19 protein-coding genes and 2 pseudogenes are annotated in these 18,219 nt (G+C 57.9%); 18 read left to right on the forward strand and 3 right to left on the reverse strand.

Annotation, left to right across the window (positions count from 1 at the left end; all coding sequences use genetic code 11):
• Positions 1 to 38: 38 nt before the first annotated feature.
• From ACVBAU_RS17940 to ACVBAU_RS18005, 14 genes and pseudogenes are all read left to right on the forward strand, one after another.
• Positions 39 to 422, forward strand: a pseudogene (locus ACVBAU_RS17940) (IS30 family transposase); the annotation flags it as partial.
• A gap of 63 nt (positions 423 to 485) precedes the next feature.
• Positions 486 to 1,196: an IS6 family transposase gene (locus ACVBAU_RS17945; RefSeq protein ID WP_448329727.1), complete on the forward strand. Its 711-nt coding sequence runs from the start codon at positions 486 to 488 to the stop codon at positions 1,194 to 1,196.
• 230 nt (positions 1,197 to 1,426) lie between these two features.
• Entirely contained in the window at positions 1,427 to 2,455 is a 1,029-nt protein-coding gene (locus ACVBAU_RS17950) for an iron-siderophore ABC transporter substrate-binding protein (RefSeq protein ID WP_448329728.1), read from the forward strand.
• Positions 2,452 to 3,453, forward strand: a complete 1,002-nt coding sequence (locus tag ACVBAU_RS17955) for a FecCD family ABC transporter permease (RefSeq protein ID WP_448329729.1) — start codon at positions 2,452 to 2,454, stop codon at positions 3,451 to 3,453. Before ACVBAU_RS17950 ends, ACVBAU_RS17955 begins: the two co-directional genes overlap by 4 nt.
• Entirely contained in the window at positions 3,450 to 4,493 is a 1,044-nt protein-coding gene (locus tag ACVBAU_RS17960; RefSeq protein ID WP_448329730.1) for a FecCD family ABC transporter permease, read from the forward strand. Before ACVBAU_RS17955 ends, ACVBAU_RS17960 begins: the two co-directional genes overlap by 4 nt.
• Positions 4,490 to 5,317, forward strand: coding sequence for an ABC transporter ATP-binding protein (locus ACVBAU_RS17965; RefSeq protein ID WP_448329731.1), 828 nt, complete (start codon positions 4,490 to 4,492; stop codon positions 5,315 to 5,317). Before ACVBAU_RS17960 ends, ACVBAU_RS17965 begins: the two co-directional genes overlap by 4 nt.
• A 46-nt stretch (positions 5,318 to 5,363) precedes the next feature.
• Positions 5,364 to 7,454 carry a TonB-dependent siderophore receptor gene (locus ACVBAU_RS17970; RefSeq protein ID WP_448329732.1) on the forward strand — a complete coding sequence of 697 codons (2,091 nt, stop codon included), beginning with the start codon at positions 5,364 to 5,366 and terminating at the stop codon, positions 7,452 to 7,454.
• Between the two features lie 72 nt (positions 7,455 to 7,526).
• On the forward strand, positions 7,527 to 8,573 hold the full coding sequence (locus tag ACVBAU_RS17975; RefSeq protein ID WP_448329733.1) for a siderophore-interacting protein: 1,047 nt from the start codon (positions 7,527 to 7,529) through the stop codon (positions 8,571 to 8,573).
• A 199-nt stretch (positions 8,574 to 8,772) separates the two neighbouring features.
• The gene (locus tag ACVBAU_RS17980; protein ID WP_448329734.1) at positions 8,773 to 9,204 is read left to right on the forward strand and encodes a hypothetical protein; all 432 of its coding nucleotides are present in this window, start codon (positions 8,773 to 8,775) and stop codon (positions 9,202 to 9,204) included.
• On the forward strand, positions 9,204 to 9,872 hold the full coding sequence (locus tag ACVBAU_RS17985; RefSeq protein ID WP_448329811.1) for a MotA/TolQ/ExbB proton channel family protein: 669 nt from the start codon (positions 9,204 to 9,206) through the stop codon (positions 9,870 to 9,872). Before ACVBAU_RS17980 ends, ACVBAU_RS17985 begins: the two co-directional genes overlap by 1 nt.
• A 28-nt stretch (positions 9,873 to 9,900) precedes the next feature.
• The gene (locus ACVBAU_RS17990; protein ID WP_448329812.1) at positions 9,901 to 10,242 is read left to right on the forward strand and encodes an ExbD/TolR family protein; all 342 of its coding nucleotides are present in this window, start codon (positions 9,901 to 9,903) and stop codon (positions 10,240 to 10,242) included.
• A 3-nt stretch (positions 10,243 to 10,245) separates the two neighbouring features.
• The gene (locus ACVBAU_RS17995) at positions 10,246 to 10,635 is read left to right on the forward strand and encodes an ExbD/TolR family protein (protein WP_448329735.1); all 390 of its coding nucleotides are present in this window, start codon (positions 10,246 to 10,248) and stop codon (positions 10,633 to 10,635) included.
• Positions 10,632 to 11,525 carry a TonB family protein gene (locus tag ACVBAU_RS18000; protein ID WP_448329736.1) on the forward strand — a complete coding sequence of 298 codons (894 nt, stop codon included), beginning with the start codon at positions 10,632 to 10,634 and terminating at the stop codon, positions 11,523 to 11,525. Before ACVBAU_RS17995 ends, ACVBAU_RS18000 begins: the two co-directional genes overlap by 4 nt.
• Positions 11,526 to 11,661: 136 nt before the next feature.
• Positions 11,662 to 12,339: pseudogene (locus ACVBAU_RS18005) on the forward strand (IS6 family transposase).
• Between the two features lie 112 nt (positions 12,340 to 12,451).
• On the opposite strand, the gene ACVBAU_RS18010 reads toward ACVBAU_RS18005, so the two are convergent.
• Both ACVBAU_RS18010 and ACVBAU_RS18015 read right to left on the reverse strand, forming a co-directional pair.
• Entirely contained in the window at positions 12,452 to 13,012 is a 561-nt protein-coding gene (locus tag ACVBAU_RS18010) for a tyrosine-type recombinase/integrase (protein ID WP_448329737.1), read from the reverse strand.
• Between the two features lie 373 nt (positions 13,013 to 13,385).
• Positions 13,386 to 13,889: a winged helix-turn-helix transcriptional regulator gene (locus ACVBAU_RS18015; RefSeq protein ID WP_448329738.1), complete on the reverse strand. Its 504-nt coding sequence runs from the start codon at positions 13,887 to 13,889 to the stop codon at positions 13,386 to 13,388.
• Between the two features lie 120 nt (positions 13,890 to 14,009).
• Between ACVBAU_RS18015 and ACVBAU_RS18020 the strand changes: the two genes are divergently transcribed.
• Together ACVBAU_RS18020 and ACVBAU_RS18025 are read left to right on the forward strand one after the other, a co-directional pair.
• On the forward strand, positions 14,010 to 14,744 hold the full coding sequence (locus ACVBAU_RS18020; RefSeq protein ID WP_448329739.1) for an SDR family oxidoreductase: 735 nt from the start codon (positions 14,010 to 14,012) through the stop codon (positions 14,742 to 14,744).
• A 9-nt stretch (positions 14,745 to 14,753) separates the two neighbouring features.
• Complete coding sequence (locus ACVBAU_RS18025) at positions 14,754 to 15,359, forward strand: DsbA family protein (protein ID WP_448329740.1); 606 nt, start codon at positions 14,754 to 14,756, stop codon at positions 15,357 to 15,359.
• A gap of 201 nt (positions 15,360 to 15,560) precedes the next feature.
• On the opposite strand, the gene ACVBAU_RS18030 is transcribed toward ACVBAU_RS18025, so the two are convergent.
• Positions 15,561 to 15,989 (reverse strand): VOC family protein, encoded by a 429-nt coding sequence (locus ACVBAU_RS18030; RefSeq protein ID WP_093734440.1) that lies wholly within the window; start codon positions 15,987 to 15,989, stop codon positions 15,561 to 15,563.
• Positions 15,990 to 16,084: 95 nt separating this feature from the next.
• Here ACVBAU_RS18030 and ACVBAU_RS18035 point away from each other — a divergent pair, with 95 nt between their 5' ends.
• Entirely contained in the window at positions 16,085 to 16,963 is an 879-nt protein-coding gene (locus ACVBAU_RS18035; RefSeq protein WP_448329741.1) for a LysR substrate-binding domain-containing protein, read from the forward strand.
• A 375-nt stretch (positions 16,964 to 17,338) separates the two neighbouring features.
• On the forward strand, positions 17,339 to 18,211 hold the full coding sequence (locus tag ACVBAU_RS18040; protein WP_448329742.1) for a tyrosine-type recombinase/integrase: 873 nt from the start codon (positions 17,339 to 17,341) through the stop codon (positions 18,209 to 18,211).
• The last annotated feature ends 8 nt before the right edge of the window (positions 18,212 to 18,219 follow it).

Here is an 18,219-nt window from a genome sequence, read left to right on the forward strand (position 1 = left end):
ATGGCCCATACAGAGCTAAACCTACGTGAACGGCGCATGATCGGTCCATCCATGAACGACCCGACTACGTTGATACGCGTGAGACTTTTGGCGAATGGGAGGGAGATTTGATGATTTTCGAGCGTGCTCAGGGTAAGATGAACGTCGCCTCGCTCATTGAGCGGAAGACCCGCTTCGCCGTCCTGTTCCGTAACAACGACCGCAACACAACGCATCTGATGGACAAGCTAATGACTGTGATGGAACCCCTGCCCCAAACGGCCCGTAAATCGATCACCTTTGATAGAGGTATTGAGTTTAGGAACTGGCGCAAGCTGAAGTCTGGAATCGGAACCGAGGCATGGTTTTGTGATCCGCAAGCCCCGTGGCAAAAGGGTTCCGTCGAAAACCTGAACAAGCGTGCGCGGCGCTACTTACCAAGGGTTCTGTTGCATTAATCGCTGGTAGAACTGAAGCTGCGGTTGGATCATTCAGCGAGGGTTTCGATGTCACGGCGTAATCCTTTCAAACATCATCGTTTCCCTAACGAGATCATCCTTATGGCAGTGCGTTGGTATTGCCGGTATCCGCTGTCGTACCGCGATGTCCGCGATCTCCTAGCCGAACGTGGGATTTATGTTGATGCAGCGACGGTTTATCATTGGGTTCAGAAATTTGGTCCCGAAATCCGAAAGCGGGCTTACGGGCGACATCGCAGCTGGCGTGGCCTGCAATGGCATGTTGACGAGACATATGTCCGGGTGAATGGCCGTTGGTGTTATTTGTGGCGTGCCGTTGATCAGCGTGGCCAACTTATTGCCTTCCGCCTGACAGCGCGCAGAAATGCCAACGCGGCAAGGGCGTTCATGCGCCAGGCCAGCGATACAGTTCGCTGCTATCATCCGCTCACCATCATTACCGACAAGGCGCATAGCTATGCTAAGGTTATTGCTGAAATGAACCGCGGTTACGGGCCTGAAGACGCTATCCGGCACGTCGATCGCAAGCATTTGAACAACCGAATTGAGGGTGATCACGGCGCGTTGAAACAACTTCTCAGGCCCAAACGGGGTTTTCGAAGTCTAAGCGCGGCCAAAAACACATTGAAAGGAATTGAAACACTCAGAGCTATCAAGAAGGGACATTTTGCAAACAACGAAACCGGCGTTCACAACGAAATTGAATTCGTTGTTAACTTGTTCGATGAAGCCGCATAATCCCAAATCCAACGCCGAGCATCTGAAGCTCTCAAATAATGCAACAGAACCACCCCTGTACACTCAATTGTTGAGTATTAAAGTCGGGATTGTGCGAATGTGATTTGTTTGGTATCTACCCATGAATCATCTCACTTCGACTGGCCGTCCGGTTTTTTGCAGTGGTGATTAGCTAAAGGTGCGTAGCATCTTAGCCAACGTCTCAAAATACATAACGTACTGGAGCAAATATGCCCCGTTTCCTGTTCGCCAATAGGGCGATCCCGTTTGCGAAGATAGAACATGCAGTAACAGTCATTATAACACTTGCCAGTTTGTTGTTTTGGACAACTACGGGTGTCGCCCAGACCTTCCCGGTAACCGTAGATCACGCGTTCGGCCAGACAACAGTGACCGAGCGCCCGTTGCGTGTGGCGTCGGTCGGTTGGGCCAACCATGAGGTGCCGCTGGCTTTGGGCATCGTGCCGGTCGGACTGGCACGGGCGTCCTGGGGGGATGATGATGGCGATGGCCTGCTGCCATGGGTGACCGAAAAGCTCGTTGAGCTGGGCGGCGAGACGCCGGTTCTCTTTGACGAAGGTGATGGCATTGATTTCGAGGCGGTCGCCTCCACCAATCCCGACATCATCCTTGCCGCCTATTCCGGCATTTCCAAATCCGACTATGACACCCTGAGCCGCATCGCGCCAGTGATCGCATATCCGCAGGCGGCATGGACCACCACGTGGCGCGAGATGATCCGCCAGAACGCCACAGGCCTCGGGATGGCCGATGAGGGCGACGCGATGGTCGCGGACATCGAGGCGCGGATTGCCACTGCCACCGCCGACTATTCCCAACTCCAGGGCAAGACGGGGATGTTCGTGACCCATCTCGATCCGCGTGATCTGAGCACCATCGGCTTCTACGCCGCCGCAGACCAGCGCGTGCAGTTCCTGACCGATTTGGGCATGGCGATGCCGCAGGCCGTACAGGAGGCAAGCGAGGCGGGCAAATATTCGGGCCGTGTCAGTACAGAACGCATTGATTTGTTCAATGATGTCGATGTGGTGGTGACCTACGGTGATCAGGCCCGTCTGGACGAGCTTGCCCAGAACCCGCTGATTGCACGGTTTCCGGCGGTCGCACGCGGCTCGGTCATTCTGCTGGCGAATGACCCGATGGGCACGGCGGCTAACCCTACGCCCCTGTCCATCGACTATGTTCTGGATGACTACCTGCGCCGTCTGGCCGATGCCGTAGCGCGTGCCGCGCAATGATCGACCAACGCCCGCATGAAGAACTGCGCCTGCTGGGGGTGATGACCCTTCTGCTGCTGACGGTCGGCCTGTCGCTGACCGTGGGTGCGCGCAGTGTGCCGTGGTCAGAAATATGGGCAGGGCTGAACGGGCGGATCGAGACCATTGGGGCTGCAGCTGTGGCGGTGCGTATGCCGCGCACGCTGCTGGCAGTACTGGCCGGCGGCGCGCTGGGGATCGCGGGCGCGGTGATGCAGGGCATCACCCGCAACCCGCTGGCTGATCCGGGTATTCTGGGCGTCAACGCCGGTGCGGCGCTGTTTGTGGTGATAGGCATCGCGTGGTTTGATATCAGCGGAGCAACCACTTTTCTGTGGCTGGGGATCGCGGGCGCGGGCGCCGCTGCGGTATTTGTCTACGCTATCGGATCAAGCGGACAGGGCGGAGCCACACCGCTGAAACTTACACTGGCGGGCACGGCGACCTCCATCGCCGCGTCGGCGTTCATTATCGCGGTCGTTCTCCCCCGCAATGACATCGCAGGCAACATTCAGTCTTGGCAGGTGGGCGGCATCGGCGGGGCGCGGTTTGATACGATCCTGCCCGCCTTGCCGTTTTTCGCGGCGGGCCTGTTGCTCAGCCTTGCCTCGGCGCGCGTGCTGAACGCGCTGGCGCTGGGGGACGAACTGGCTGCCGGCCTGGGACAGAATGTGGCATTGGGCCGCGCCCTGGCTGCGGCCGGTGCGATTGTGCTGTGCGGCTCGGCAACGGCGCTTTGCGGGCCGATTGGTTTTGTGGGGCTTGTGGTACCGCATATGTGCCGGATGTTCGTGGGGATTGATTACAGGCTGCTCATTCCGCTGTCGGCCCTTGGTGGAGCTACGTTGCTCGGCCTTGCCGATGTGCTGGGCCGGATCATCGCCCGACCGAACGAGCTGGACGTGGGAATTGTCACCGCTTTCGTCGGCGCGCCGTTTTTTATCTGGACCGTGCGGCGGCAAAGGATGCGCGGCTTATGATCGCTCGTACCTTTGAAATACCCGATAGGCCGGAGCGTTCGACACCACGGGTCAAATCCCGAAGCATCTGGCTTTTGACTCTGCTCGCGGTCGTTGTGATCGCGTTGCTGGTGGTAACACTGTCTTGTGGCAATGGCTGTCTTGACCCCGCCGACATGATCGCTGCGCTTTTGGGGAGGGAGGGCGCGACTGCATCCTTTGTCGTGAATGACCTGCGCTTGCCACGTGCGTTGCTGTCCGTTGTCGCGGGCCTGAGCTTTGGTCTTGGCGGCGTGGCATTTCAGGTGATGCTGCGCAATGCGCTGGCCAGCCCCGACATCATCGGCATCAGTGCCAGCGCGGGGGCGGCTGCCGTATTCGCCATCGTAATCCTCTCCTATGACGGCTGGATCGTTTCTGCCATTGCTGTTGTTTCCGGCCTGCTGGTCGCAACGCTGATCTGGGCGCTGTCGTCTCACCGAGGTGCTGCGGGCGCGCGGCTGATTCTGATCGGCATCGGCATCTCGGCCATGCTTGATAGCATAACGGCCTACGTCCTGCTGGAGGCGCCCGCATGGGACCGCGGAGAAGCGCTGCGTTGGCTCACGGGTAGCGTTAATGGCGCGCAGCTGTCCACGGTAGTGCCGGTGTTTGCGGCGCTGCTGGTGTTCGGCGGGCTATTGGCGGCGACCGCGCGCGATCTTGAAATACTGCGATTGGGCGATGATGCCGCCAGCGCGCTTGGGGTTCATCCCGATGCCACGCGGCTGCGCGTGACACTGGCGGCGGTGGGGCTGGTGGCGTTTGCCACGTCGGCAGCGGGACCGATTGCATTTGTGGCATTCCTGTCCGGCCCGATTGCCGCGCGTCTGCTGGGCGGCGCGCGCGGCCTTCTGGCCGGTGCGGCGATGGTCGGCGCGATACTGGTGCTGGCTGGGGATTTCAGCGGACAATTCCTGCTGCCGACGCGCCTGCCGGTCGGCGTCGTGACAGGGGCCGTCGGCGCGCCTTTTCTGTTGTACCTCATTGTGCGCGCCAACCGGAACGGGGGCTCGATATGACCGCGCCACATAAGCTCGAAGCACGGCGGCTGTCTGCCGGATATGACAAGCGGGTAATCCTTGAGGACATCACGCTGGCGCTGCGGCCAAGCCAGATCACCGCCATTGTCGGCGGTAACGCATCGGGCAAATCGACGCTGCTGCGCACGTTGGCGCGTATTTTGCCGGTGAAGGGCGGGGGCGTGTTCCTCGACGGGAAGTCCATACATGAGATGCCCTCGCTGGGCGTGGCGCGGATCATGGGATTGCTGCCCCAGTCGCCCATCGCACCCGAAGGCATCACGGTCGCCGATCTGGTAGGGCGGGGCCGCCATCCGCACCACGGCCTGTTCTCGCGCTGGAAACGCGAGGATGACCGCGCGGTAACCGACGCCTTGACCGCCACGGGCATCGAGGTATTGGCAGACCGCGAGTTGGATACGCTATCAGGCGGGCAGCGCCAGCGCGCTTGGATCGCAATGGCACTGGCCCAGCGGACCGACCTGCTGCTGCTGGACGAGCCGACGACATTTCTGGACGTCTCGCACCAGATCGAGGTGCTGGATCTGCTTGTGGATATGAACACCACCCGCGGCACCACCATCGTCATGGTGCTGCATGACCTCAACCTTGCCGCACGCTATGCCGACCATCTGATCGCGGTTGCGGACAAGGGGATCTACGCCGAAGGCCCGCCCGCTGAAATCCTGACCCGTGATCTGGTAAAAGCGGTGTTTGGCCTTGAGTGCCACATCGCCACAGATCCGGTGGCTGGCACGCCGCTGATGGTGCCCGTCGGGCGCCACAAAACCCAATCCGTCCTCCGGCCTGCGAAAGTCGGCTAGCCCCATCACAAATTTCCAAAACCCTGAAAAAACTTCGGAGACTATCTTGTCCTTTTCAACTCACCATTCCGCACAAGCTCGGCGCGCTTCTGTCAAATCCGTCCTGCTGTGCTGTACAGCATTGCTGCCCGGCGCGGTTGTGGCGCAAGAACCCTATCAGCTTGATGACATTACGCTGCAAGGGATCGACCAGTACGGCGGGGCGTCTGATGCGGAAACGATCGTTGCCACAGGCATCAACGCTGGCGGCAAACTGTCGGGCGATCTGCTGGATATCCCCGCGGCGGTGTCTGTCATCACCAGTCAGGAAATCAAACTGCGCAACGCCGATACCGTCGAGGAAGTGCTGAACTATACCGCCGGTGTCTCAACCGACAGCTATGGCGCCGATGACCGCTTCGACTATTTCTCGATCCGCGGGTTCGAGGCATATACCTACCGCGACGGGCTGACGCTGGGTGCCAACTTTGGCGGCGTGCGCGAGGAGCCGTTTGCCTTTGAGCGTGTTGAAGTGTTCAAGGGCGCGAATTCGGCCACCTTCGGCATCTCCGATCCCGGTGGCTCGGTCAACTACGTCACCAAAACGCCGCGCGGCGAGAGGTTCGGCGAGATCTACACCGAATTCGGCACCAACAACACCAAGGAGCTGGGGCTTGACTTCGGTGATACGCTGAACGAGGACGGCACGCTCAGCTACCGCTTTACCGGTCTGCTGCGCGATGGCGAGTTGGAATATCCCTTCTCGGAAAACGACGAAGTCTTCGCCATGGGATCGCTGCAATGGCGCCCTACGGACGCAACCGAACTGACATTGATCGTGGACCATCTGGACCGCGATTACGTGCCCGGCAGCGGCGGTTTTCCAATCGGCTATGACTTCGACCGTTCGTCCGTCTTTTATGGCGAGCCGGAGTACAACTTCCGTGGCACTGAGCGGACGAGTGTATCGCTTATGGCGACGCATGACTACGGTAACGGTCTGAAATTCTCGGGCAACATGCGCTACAGCGATGGCACCGACAATTTCGGCTACGCCTATGTGTCGGGGTCAGAGGGCGATACAGTCAACCGGTCCTTTTTTGCCAGCGAGGGGTCCGGCGACAACTTCATCACCGATGTGCATCTGAGCTATGATGCGATCATTGGTGCTGCGACCAGCAAGACAGTGATCGGGCTGGAGTATTCGCAGTCCGACGAATCCGACCAGCGGTTCTTTGGCGGCGCGCCGTCTGTCGATCTGGACAATCCCGTTTACACCGGCGCACCCGACAGCGTGCCGATCTTTGCAGATATGGACGTCGAGACGGAAGGCAAGGCCGTCTATTTCCAGCAGGAGTTCAACTGGAGCGAGAAGGTGATCGCCTCTTTCGGCCTGCGTCATGACTGGATCGATGTAACCGAGACGAACAATTTGGCCTCCACCGTGACCGAGGATGACATCAGCGCAACAACAGGTCGTCTCGGCCTGACGTATAAGATCACGCCGGAAATCGCAGTCTATGGCAGCTTTGCGCAATCTGTTGTACCTGCGGGAACTGGTGTCGCGCCGGAAGAGGGCGAGCAGTTCGAGTTGGGAGCGAAGTGGCGTCCCGCAGGGACCAATGCGCTGTTTGCGGCCTCGGTCTATGACCTGTCCAAGACCAACATCACGCGGACCAATCCAGTAACGAACCTGCGCGAAGCTATCGGCGAAGTCGGCGTGCGCGGGATCGACTTTGAGGCGAAATCCGAGTTTGGCGCCTATGATATCACGGCATCCTACAGCTATCTGGACGCCGAGATCGTCGAGAATGGCACATCCGGTAATGAAGGCAACACGCCAAGTCTCGTGTCATCCAGCATCGCGTCGATCTGGGCCAGCCGGACGTGGGAGAACCTCGGCGCGGGTGATCTGACCGCCGGTATGGGTCTGCGCTATAACGGCGGCTATTTCTTTGACGATTCAAATACAGCCGGTGAGACAGGCAGCTTTGTGGTGGTCGACGCGGCGATGTCTTATGACCTAACCCGCAAGACCACGCTGTCGGCCAGTGTGACCAATCTGTTTGACGAAAAGCACGTGGCCTACGGCGGCCTTTATGCAGACTTCTACAGCCCCGGTCGCGAGCTGAAGGTCAAACTCTCGCACAACTGGTAAATTCCGGTGGGGCGGCGCACCTGTAGGTCGTGCCGCCCGATCTCTCATCCTCCACCGCACCAAAGGTCCGACATGCAAAAAGCCATAGCCGAAACCTCCATCGCGCTTGATGCGCCCTCGCGCCTGCTCGACCATTACATTAAGCATATGCGCGAGGATCACGACCTGTTCTTCGACATCTCCGACGCCGGTGTCTATAGTTTTGAGCAGTCCGGCTACCGGATCGAGCTGGAGCTGAAGGACCGTGCCTTACGCGTGTTGCTCGAAGCGCCGACCGCGCGCGATATGGCGTTCTCGAAAGAAGGCATGGTGCATCACATTGCCGAATTCGACCCGGCCGCGGCGCAGAACGTCCGATGGGAAAACGAGCAGGCGGGCGTCGGGGCGGCACCCGCAAACTTTCGTCTGCTGACGGTACGCAAAAGTGCCGAGTTGTTCCACGGGATGCAGCGGGTCACCTTGCACTATCCCGACATCGACAGGCTCCAGGATCACGGCATCCACTTCCGCTTGATCCTGCCCTGCAATCGGTCCCTTCCGCCCGTCTGGCCCGTTATGGGGCCGAATGGTGCGCCGGTCTGGCCCGAGGGTGCGGACGACAAGCTGCATGCACGCTACATCACGTTGAAAAACATCCGCACCGACGTGCAGGAAGTCGACATCGACATTGTCCATCATGATGCCGGTCCGGTGTCACAATGGGCGTGCAATGCCACGGCGGGGGACATTGTCGGTGCAATGGGGCCAACGGGAATGCACAGTCTGCCAGACGCACGCACGTATTTCATTGCTGCCGATGGCACCGGCTTGCCAGCGGTCGCGCAGTTTCTGTCTCGTCTTCCCGCGGATGCTGGCGGTGATGTAGTCGTGGCTTTGCCGCAGACGGTCAACCCTTGGGGCTACTTCCCCAAGTCAAAATTGAAAATGCACGTCCTGTCTCCGCATGAATTCGAAGCACGTATTCTTGAATTTGCTCGCGACCTGACCAAGCAGGGCACGACCGATTATGGTTTCTTCGCAGGTGAGTTTGCCAATGCGCAATCGGTGCGCGGTCACTTCAAGAAGGCCCTCAAACTCGACAAGACAAGCCAGATCAGTACGGCCTATTGGCGAAGGTGAGCGGGCAGTCGTGGGTTCATGCATTATCAAGAAATATTATCTGACTATTAAAGTCGGGATTGTGCTGAAGATTCTCGCTTGGTAGGAGAGGGTAGAATTAGACGAGTCGCGGATCGCGCTTTTGATCTGTCCTCACGCTCAGCCAAAGGCATGCATGTGCCTTAGCCAGAAATCACACTTTGACTGAACGGGAGATTGCATGTTCCGGAAGAGATATGCGCTGATGTCCGCTGCATTGTTGCTGACATCGCAAATAGCGGCGGCACAGGAGACCGATATCAGCGGTCGTGTGTCGGTTGAGCTGAACGCGGCGGAGTCGGTGGATACGTCCTGCAAGCTGACTTTTCTGATCACCAACGGTCTGCCGCAGCCGATTGATAAGGCGGTCTACGAGACCGTTCTGTTTGACGCAAGCGGGCAGGTGGACAGGCTGACGCTGTTTGATTTTGGCAGCCTTCCGCCTGCGCGCCCGCGCGTGCGCCAGTTTGTCGTGCCGGAGCTGGGTTGTGAGCAGCTGGGCCGCGTTTTGTTCAACGGTGCCAGCACATGCGAGGGTGCGCAGATTGAGGCGACCGTCTGCGAAACAGGTTTGCTGGCGACATCGCGCACGAACGTCGAGGTATCAGGATGATGATAGATTTCGCAACTTTGATGGAGGCGTTGCGCAGGATTGCCGAGACGGGCGGGCCGGTTGTGATTGTTCTGATGGCGGTGGCGGTTCTGACACTCGCGGTCGCAATCTACAAATGCTGGCAGTTCTGGATGGCGGCGGTGGGGCGGCATGCGGCGCTGTCGCAGGCGGTTGCCAAATGGGACAGCGGCGACAAGGCAGGCGCGCGCCAGACACTGGAGCGCTCGCGCAGCTATCTGGCGCCGGTGATCGACATGGCGATGACAGCCCGATCATTGGACGCCGCACGGCTTCAGGCCGAGGCCGAGACGTGTTTTGCAAAGCTTGAACGCGGCTTCCGCCTGCTGGATTCAGTGGCACAGCTGGCACCGCTGCTGGGCCTGTTCGGCACGGTGCTGGGCATGATCGAAGCGTTCCAGTCGCTACAAGCCGCAGGTGCGCAGGTTGATCCGTCCATTCTGGCGGGCGGGATCTGGGTGGCCTTGCTGACAACGGCAGTGGGGCTTGTGGTGGCGATGCCAACGGCCTTGATCCTCAGCTGGTTCGAACAACGGATGGAAGCCGAGCGGGTGCTTGCCGACAAGGCGATCCTCACGGTTCTGCATCCGGCAGGTCGCGCGCAACCGCAGGCAGAGCGCGCACCGCAGATGGTTCCGGCCCATGGCTAGGGTGCGCAGACGGCGGCGCAGATTGTCGATGACGTCACTGATCGACGTGATCTTTCTTCTGCTGCTCTTCTTCATGCTGACCTCGACGTTCTCCAAATTCACCGAGGTTGAGTTGGCGGCGGCTGGGTCCGGTGCTGTGACGGCCAGTGCGGCTAAGCCACTGTTCCTCCAGTTGGGCTCGGACAGCCTGCGCCTGAACGGCGAGGATGTGGCGCTGGACACGCTGGCTCAATCCACGCTGGCCGAGGCGGAGGAAGGCACGACGCTGCTGGTTTCGCTGGGCGCGGATGTGGATGCACAGCGGCTGACCGATCTGCTGGTGGCGCTGCGCGGCTTGCCCGCGCTCAATGTCTCGGTTCTGGGAGGGTAGAGGATGCGCCGTCTGGAAAAGGCCAAGCCGCAACGCGAGCCGACGATCGCTCTAATCAACATCGTCTTTCTAATGCTGGTATTTTTCATGGTGGCAGGCACCCTGTCACAACCGCTGGACCCTGCGCTCGCGCTGGTACACACTCGCAGTCTGGAGGGCAATGCACCGCCCCGCGCGCTGGTAGTCTATCCCGACGGGCGCCTCACCTATGAGGGTCAGGGACAGGCCAATGCGGCCACATTTGTCGCCAACTTACCCGAAGAGGACCGCGAGACCGTGCGACTGGTGCCTGACCGTGCCTTGCCTGCTGCGACACTTGTCGGGTTAACCCGTGACTTGCGCGCAGCTGGGGCGCAGCGGGTTGTACTTGTCACGCAGAGGGCTTTGGAATGACTGCGCGTTCTCCTGTTGCCAAGGTCTTATCCCTGATCCTCGCCACCTCTGTGGTTGCGGGGACGGTGCAGTGGGGCATGCCGCGCGGCACAATCGAGCTTGAGGGCAGCGGCACGCCCGCCGAGGCAAAGATGGGGTCGCGGTTCGAAGATATGGCGGTAGGGACGCTCACTGCGATGACGCCGGACGATACGCTGACCCCTATGGCCGAGCCTGTATCGGTGGAACAGGTCGCACCCGTGCCAATGGCCGCGCCGGTACCAGCGCCACTTGCCTCCGTTCCCGTTACAAGCGAAACTGCCCCTGTGCCTCCGGTGGAGGTGATTGCGGCACAGTCGTCACCGGTCACGATTACGGCCGAAGACCCCGACAGCGACGCACCGGCCCTGTCGCGGCGTCCGCAGCGCAAGGATAGCGTGTTGGCTACCAAAGCATCGGAGGCGCAGGAGAAAGACGCGCGCTCGCGTCGCGCAGCGGCAAAACCTGCGGATCGCAAACCCGAACCGTCCAAGAGCGCGCGGGGCAATGCGGACCACAACAACACCAAGGGCGCGCAAACCGGCACACGCGCGGAGGCCAAAGCAAGCCAGACCGGCAGGAAAGCCACGCCCGCCCGTCAAGCCGGAAGCGCTGCTGCGAGCAACTATCCCGGTCAGGTCATGCGCCGCATCGCACAGGTCGGCAAACCCAGGGTAAACGCGCGCGGCACCGCGACAATCGCTTTCTCGATCAGCTCTGGCGGAGGGCTGGCAGGTGTCAGCGTTGCGCGCAGCTCCGGTTCCGCTTCGCTGGATCAGGCCGCCGTCCGTCTGATCCGCCAAGCTGCCCCGTTTCCGCGACCACCCGCTGGCGCACAACGCCAGTTTTCCATTCGTATCAAGGGGCGTTAGCGGGGCCCGTCCACACCGGGAATGAAAGAGTGATCTATAGCGTTGCTGCACTCAGACCGCTATATAGGGGACTGTTGCGTTAATGGTCGGCGTCGGCCAGCTTTTGGCTTTTGGCTTTTGGCCTTTGAGGTTGAACATGCCGCGCAGATCCCCAGTCAAGCATCACCGTTTTCCGCGCGACATCATCCTTTGCGCGGTGCAGTGATATCTGCGCTACCCACTGTCCTACGAGGACGTGGTGGATCTGCTCGCAGAGCGCGGGATCACTATTGATCGGTCGGCGGTGTATCGCTGGGTTCAGAAATTCGGACTTGAATTGACCAAACGAGCGGAAAAATTTTTGCGCCGGGCCAGTGTCGATTGGCATGTTGATGAGACCTATGTCCGGGTGGGCGGCAAGTGGCACTACCTATGGCGAGCTGTCGACGCGAACGGTCAGATGGTCGATTTTCGCCTCACTGCACGACGGGACGCGAAGGCCGCTAAAGTCTTTCTAAACAAGGCGATTGAACGTGTGCGACTGCACCGGCCCGTGACGATTGTGACCGACAAAGCGCAGACCTATCGACGCGTCATTCGCGAAATCAATCATCGCTATGATCCACATTTTGACAGCATCCGACACATCGACAGAAAGTGGCGCAACAATCTCATCGAGAGCGATCATGCAGCCATGAAACGGCTTCTCGGCTACCGGCAGAGCTTTCGATCGCTGCGATCAGCCAAAGCGACCCTGAGTGGGATTGAGACGATCAGAACTATTAAACGCGGCAACATCCATCACAAGCAACCAAGCGTTCGAGGGGAGATATAATTCATCAGCCAGTTGTTTGCCGACGTATGATCCGAGAAACCTACATCGCCCCAACCAGGCCTCACCTAAAACAATGCAACAGTCCCGTATTCTCTCTTCGACGGATAACATGTCAGCACTTCCCCCACATTCTGGACGCAATGTCCTGTTCTTCTTTCCCGACCGCGTCGGCGTAGATAGCAGTGGTGCTGAGTTGCGCATGACCAAGCCAGCGCTGCAACATGTGCAGCGGTACGCCCTGAACTGTCGCGTTGACCCCAAATCCATGCCTGAGACCCTTTGGGGAGCGGTGCGGTGCATCTGGGATGCCCGCATCGATCATGATCCGCTTCGCGATCTGCCAGATCCGGACACGGCTCAGATCCCAGATGGGTGCGGTCGCTTTGCGCCGCGATTTCTGAGCCTCCCGGATCCCATGGGCGGTGTTCAGAGTATCGAGGAACTCGGGTGGGACCGGCACGGTCCGGAACACGGTTTTCTGATGTCCTGCGGCGTTTCGCCGTTTCTTCAGGGACCGGATCGCGATTGTGCCACCGGATAGGTCGATCCTGGCCGGTGTGATCTCCAGGAGCTCGGACGGTCGGCACCCGGTCCAGTGCAGAGTCTCACAGAGGGTGCGGTCGCGGGCGGGCTGCCGCCGGGCCGCAGCCAGAAAAGCGGCGCTCCTCGGCATTGAGGTAGAGCCGATTTCCTTGGGTATTGTGGCGACGCATTTCGCTCATATTTAACATTATGCATGAATACTGTTAAATTCAGAAGTGAGAACAGGCCCCCTACCCTACTAATCCAGTGGCCCTGGTGCCTGAACGTTTAACACTATTATCAATAGTGTTAAGTCGGCCTCGTTTCTAAAGGTATGCGAGGCCATTTGAGATGGCTGCCGGCTGCCAATTCACAGTTCAGCACTAAGTGTGATCTCTTTCGGCGGCAATGAGCCCATATTGACCGATGCTGCACGCTGTGCGAATGGCGGCTTTTCGAAAAATGTACCATTTTTTGGGGATAACTAACCTTAGCCCAATTGTTGTTTAAATGTCTCCCTCTTTCTAGACTGTAGGGGCATTCGGGTCGTCATAGTACTGAGCCAACCGACGTATAGTGGCTTGGCTCGCGCCGGGGCCAGGTTTGGGCTTCAAACGTTCCAAGGGAATTTCTACGTCGTCAGCATCAAAAAAGCGCAGGCTTTGTAGAGGTAATCCGGTCTCACCGTCTATCTGCAAGACAGGTTCCTTGCCTATGCCATACTCAAAGGCATTCGCCCATTGCCCCATGGCAACCATAACAGGTAGCAGCGCTTGGCCTTTTTTGGTCAAGCCGTATGCGGTCCTCTTCCCATGCACGCCCACGTCGCGGGTTTCAAAGATACCGTTTTCGACAAGGACGCTCAGCCTGTCAGTAAGGATATTGCGCGATGCACCAGTGTTGCGTTGAAACTCAGTGAAACGGCTTGCGCCGTAGAAGGCTTCACGCACGAGCAGCCAAGTCCAGCGGTCGCCGAAAATGTTCATCATCGCCGCGATGCCGCAGGTTTGAGTATGTTGGTTCGCCATTCTCGGTTTCCATCTTTGATCCTGTCATCCGTCTATCACTATTTTAGTTGTGATTCGAGACTAAATAGGTTTAGTCTCGAAATGAGACTGAATGAATCTGGATACGCAAGGGAGCGAGCGATGCCACGCAAACAAACATGTTTGATCATTGGTGCGGGGGACGACACGGGCGCTGCCATCGCTCGGGCCTTTGCTCGCGAGGGCATGACTGTGTGTCTGGTGCGAAGGGAGCGGCATGCGGATGCGTTAGAAGCATTGGCGCAGTCCATCCGCGACAGTGGTGGTGATGCGGTTGCCATGCCTGCCGATGCGCGCGACGAGGACGAAATGCTCGTCTTGATTGATCGGATCGAAACAGAAGTTGGCCCGTTGGAAGTAGCGGTGTTCAACATCGGAGCCAATGTGCGCTTCGGGATCAAGGAAACTACTGCGCGCGTTTATCGAAAAGTCTGGGAAATGGCATGTTTTGCGGGCTTTCTTATGGGGCGTGAGGCCGCCAAACGGATGGAGCCGCGCGAGCGAGGCACAATCATATTTACCGGCGCGACTGCCAGCATGCGAGGCGGCGTCGGCTATTCCGCATTTGCAGGGGCCAAACATGCCCTGCGCGCTCTGGCGCAGTCCATGGGCCGCGAGCTTGGCCCCAAAAATATCCACGTCGTTCATACGTTGATAGATGGGGCAATCGATTCCAACTTTATCCGTGAAAACGTGCCCAACGTTGATGATCTACGCGATCAGGATGCACTGCTGAACCCTGACCATATCGCACAGACCTATGTGACGCTTCACAATCAACCCCGGACAGCTTGGACACACGAGCTGGACATGCGCCCCTGGACCGAAAAGTGGTAGGAGAACCCCATGCAAGATATTGAGTTTATTTTCGACTTCGCCAGCCCAAATGCATACCTGTCACACAAAGTCTTGCCGACGATCGCGGCAAAGGCAGGTGCCAAGGTCGTCTATACGCCTTGCCTCCTCGGCGGCATCTTCAAGTTGACTAACAATCAGGCTCCGATGATTTCCTATTCCAACATCAACAACAAACTGAACTATGAACGGCTTGAGTTCGCACGGTTTGTCAAAAGGCATGCATTGTCGGAGTTCGTCTTCAACCCGCACTTCCCTGTGACGACTGTGTTACTGATGCGTGGCGCTGTTGCGGCACAAGAAGAGGGAAAGCTGGACTGCTACATCGCAGCTGGACTTCGGGCCATGTGGGAAGAAGGTGAAAACATGTCAGACCCGGAAATTTTTGTAGCAGCCATGGACCGTCACGGTCTGGAGGGTTCGCATTTCGTGGCCCGCGCGCAGGAGCCCAAGATCAAGCGAAAGCTCATGGAAAACACCGATCATGCGGTGGCACGGGGTGCTTTTGGCGTGCCTACATTCTTTGTCGGTGATGAGATGTTTTTTGGAAAAGAACGGCTTGGGCAGGTCGAGGCGGCAGTTCGTGAAACTGTATAGAAGCAGCGTTGGTTTTTAACGACCGGCATTCATCAAGACCGGACCTTCAAGCATATGTGGTAAAAGAGTACTTTGTCCCGCGGAGCCGCCGCTCGCCTTCCGATTTTACGTTGGTTTTGTTTGAAAACGCAGCGAACGGCAGCGACGAGCCCAGAGTTACCAATGCTGAGTGATGCATGAGTGACCGCTGTTGGGAATGGATCACGTCGCGAAGAGCTGATCGATGTTTTTGAATGCCTTCAACTCAATTGCATTTCCTGCAGGGTCGTTGAAGAACATCGTCGCTTGTTCGCCTGGCTCGCCCTCAAAACGGATGTAGGGCTTGATCACAAACTCAATTCCTTCATTCTCCAGTCGTTTTGACGTCGCAAGCCAATCCTCCATGTCCATGATGATACCGGCGTGGCGAACGGGAACATTGTGCCCATCTACTTCACCGGTTTTAGCAGCCGAAAGTTCATCAGGGGCGTAGTGCGCGACGATCTGATGGCCGCGAAAGTTGAAATCCACCCAAGTGTTTGCAGAACGCCCTTCGCTGCACCCGAGAAGGTCTTTGTAAAAATGTCTTGCGGCCTCAAGATCATCGACCGGGAAGGCGAGATGGAAGGGCGGAATTGTTTGCTGGGTCATGATCGCTCCTTGATTTAACCTAATGGTCCAGTAGCGCCTTTCATTATTCATGAAAAACGATATATTTTGCACCTCAGCTACATGAAAAATGATGAATGATACCCGAACTTAGAACCTTTCTTGCCGTCGCGCGCCTTGGAACCTTTGCAGCAGCAGGCGATGTCATGGGACTTACACAATCAGCTGTGAGCGGCCAAATGAAGCGCCTTGAGGACAAGCTGGGGCATGAGCTGTTTGAGCGAACCGGCAGGGCAGCAACGCTCAATGAGACGGGCCTTCGGGTTTTCGAGAAGGCCCAGAAACTACTGTCTTTGGCTGAAACGCTAACGGACCCAGATGATCCGTCGACCACTGAGGGAACACTGAAAATCGGGGCCGTAGCATCTGCGCATATTTACCCAATCCCTGAAGTGTTGCCGAGGTTTGCGAGTGAGTTTCCCAAAATGCGCCAAACCGTGGTGCCGGGAATTTCACTGGAACTGTTGGACAAGGTCGACAGTAGGAGCCTCGATTTGGCGATCATCATCAAGCCCAATTTTGAGCTGCCCGCGACCCTACAGTGGACGATGTTGGAAGCAGAGCCATTTGTCATGGTCGCACCTCGGTCTTGGAATGTGGAAAATCCATCTCTCGCCCTGAGAACCATGCCGTTCGTAAGGTATAGCCGAATTTCGTTTGGTGGGCGTCAAGTCGAAAGCTATCTGAACATGCATCAAATACGGCCCAAAGACTTTGTTGAGCTGGACGATATATGCACCATCCTGTCCTTGGTCGCGGACGAGTGCGGCATAGCGATTGTGCCACGGATGGCAATTTATGCGTCTCAGTTTCGGGCTACAAACGTCATTGAATTAGATGATATGCAGCTCAGCCGCGAGATTGGCATCATTCATCCCCGCTTATTAAGCGACCCCGCCAATCGCTTTGTAGCGCTTTGCATAAAAGTTCAATCATCTAAAATTTCATTCCCTTAAAAACAGTGAAAGCAGACTTCCGCGACCTAAGAACGAATGGCAGAATGGTCCGCACTCTGTGAGTTAGCCAATCACTGCGTTTTGCAGTTGCAGCGAATGACGGCAATGCGGGTTGCAACCGCAGCAACGCGATAAGCCGCTGGATGTCGGCTGTGGGCCGTGAGCGATTGTCTTCCACCCCCGACAGGAAGGGCGGAAACCAGACCTTCGCCGCGCTCTGGGTGGAGGGCTGCTACGCGGACTAGGACGAAACCGCTCTCACGGTATTGGCGCTTTTGGCGTGTGTTGCGCATAGATTGGAGCGCGGTGATTTTGTGAACTGACGAACCTGTTGGACGATTGAGAACTTCTCAATCTGACCAATAGGAGGTTTCAATGTCAGACCAATATGTACCAGCGCTGCGCCAGCGGTTTCTCGAAGATATGCAGATCAAGGGACTGCAGTCGAAGACGCAAACGATGTATCTGCGAGGGATGCGGGATTTTACACGGTTTCTGGGGCACGCGCCGGATAGTGCGACGCCGGAAGAACTGCGGGCGTTCCAACTCGATATGAAGGAGCGTGGGGTCGGTGCGCCAACGTTCAACAACCGACTAACGGTATTGAGTTTCTTTTTTGCGGCGACCTGTCCTCGGCCTGAGATGAAGCGGCACATGCGGTATCAGCGGGCAGCCAAGAAGATCCCAGTGGTACTGAGCGCCGAAGAAGTCACTCGCATTATCGAAGCTGCACCAGGGCCCGGGCTGAGATACCGCGCAGCCTTCAGCGTGGCTTATGGTGGCGGGTTACGGGCAAGCGAAGTCACCCATCTCAAGGTCGGTGATATTGACAGCGACCGGATGCTGATCCGGATTGAGCAAGGCAAGGGACGCAAAGACCGGCAGGTCATGTTGTCGCCCAGCCTGCTGGACCTGTTGCGCGACTATTATCGAGAATCCCGCCCGAGGGGCTGGATGTTCTCAGGTCGTAATCGGGTTGATCCAATCTCGACGCGGCAGTTCAACCGTGCCTTCAAGGTCGCTTGCGATTTTGCGGAGATCAAAAAGACCGTGTCGCCCCACACTTTGCGGCATAGCTTTGCCACACATCTGCTGGAGAGCGGGACAGACATCCGGGTGATCCAAGTGTTGTTGGGCCATGCGAAACTGGAGACAACAACGATCTATACCAAGGTGGCCACCAAGACGATCCAGAGTGTGACCAGCCCGCTTGATCTGTTGAAGCGGCGAGAGGCCGGTCCCGGTTAAGTCGGGCC

The sequence above is a fragment of the Sulfitobacter sp. M13 genome (assembly GCF_053474885.1).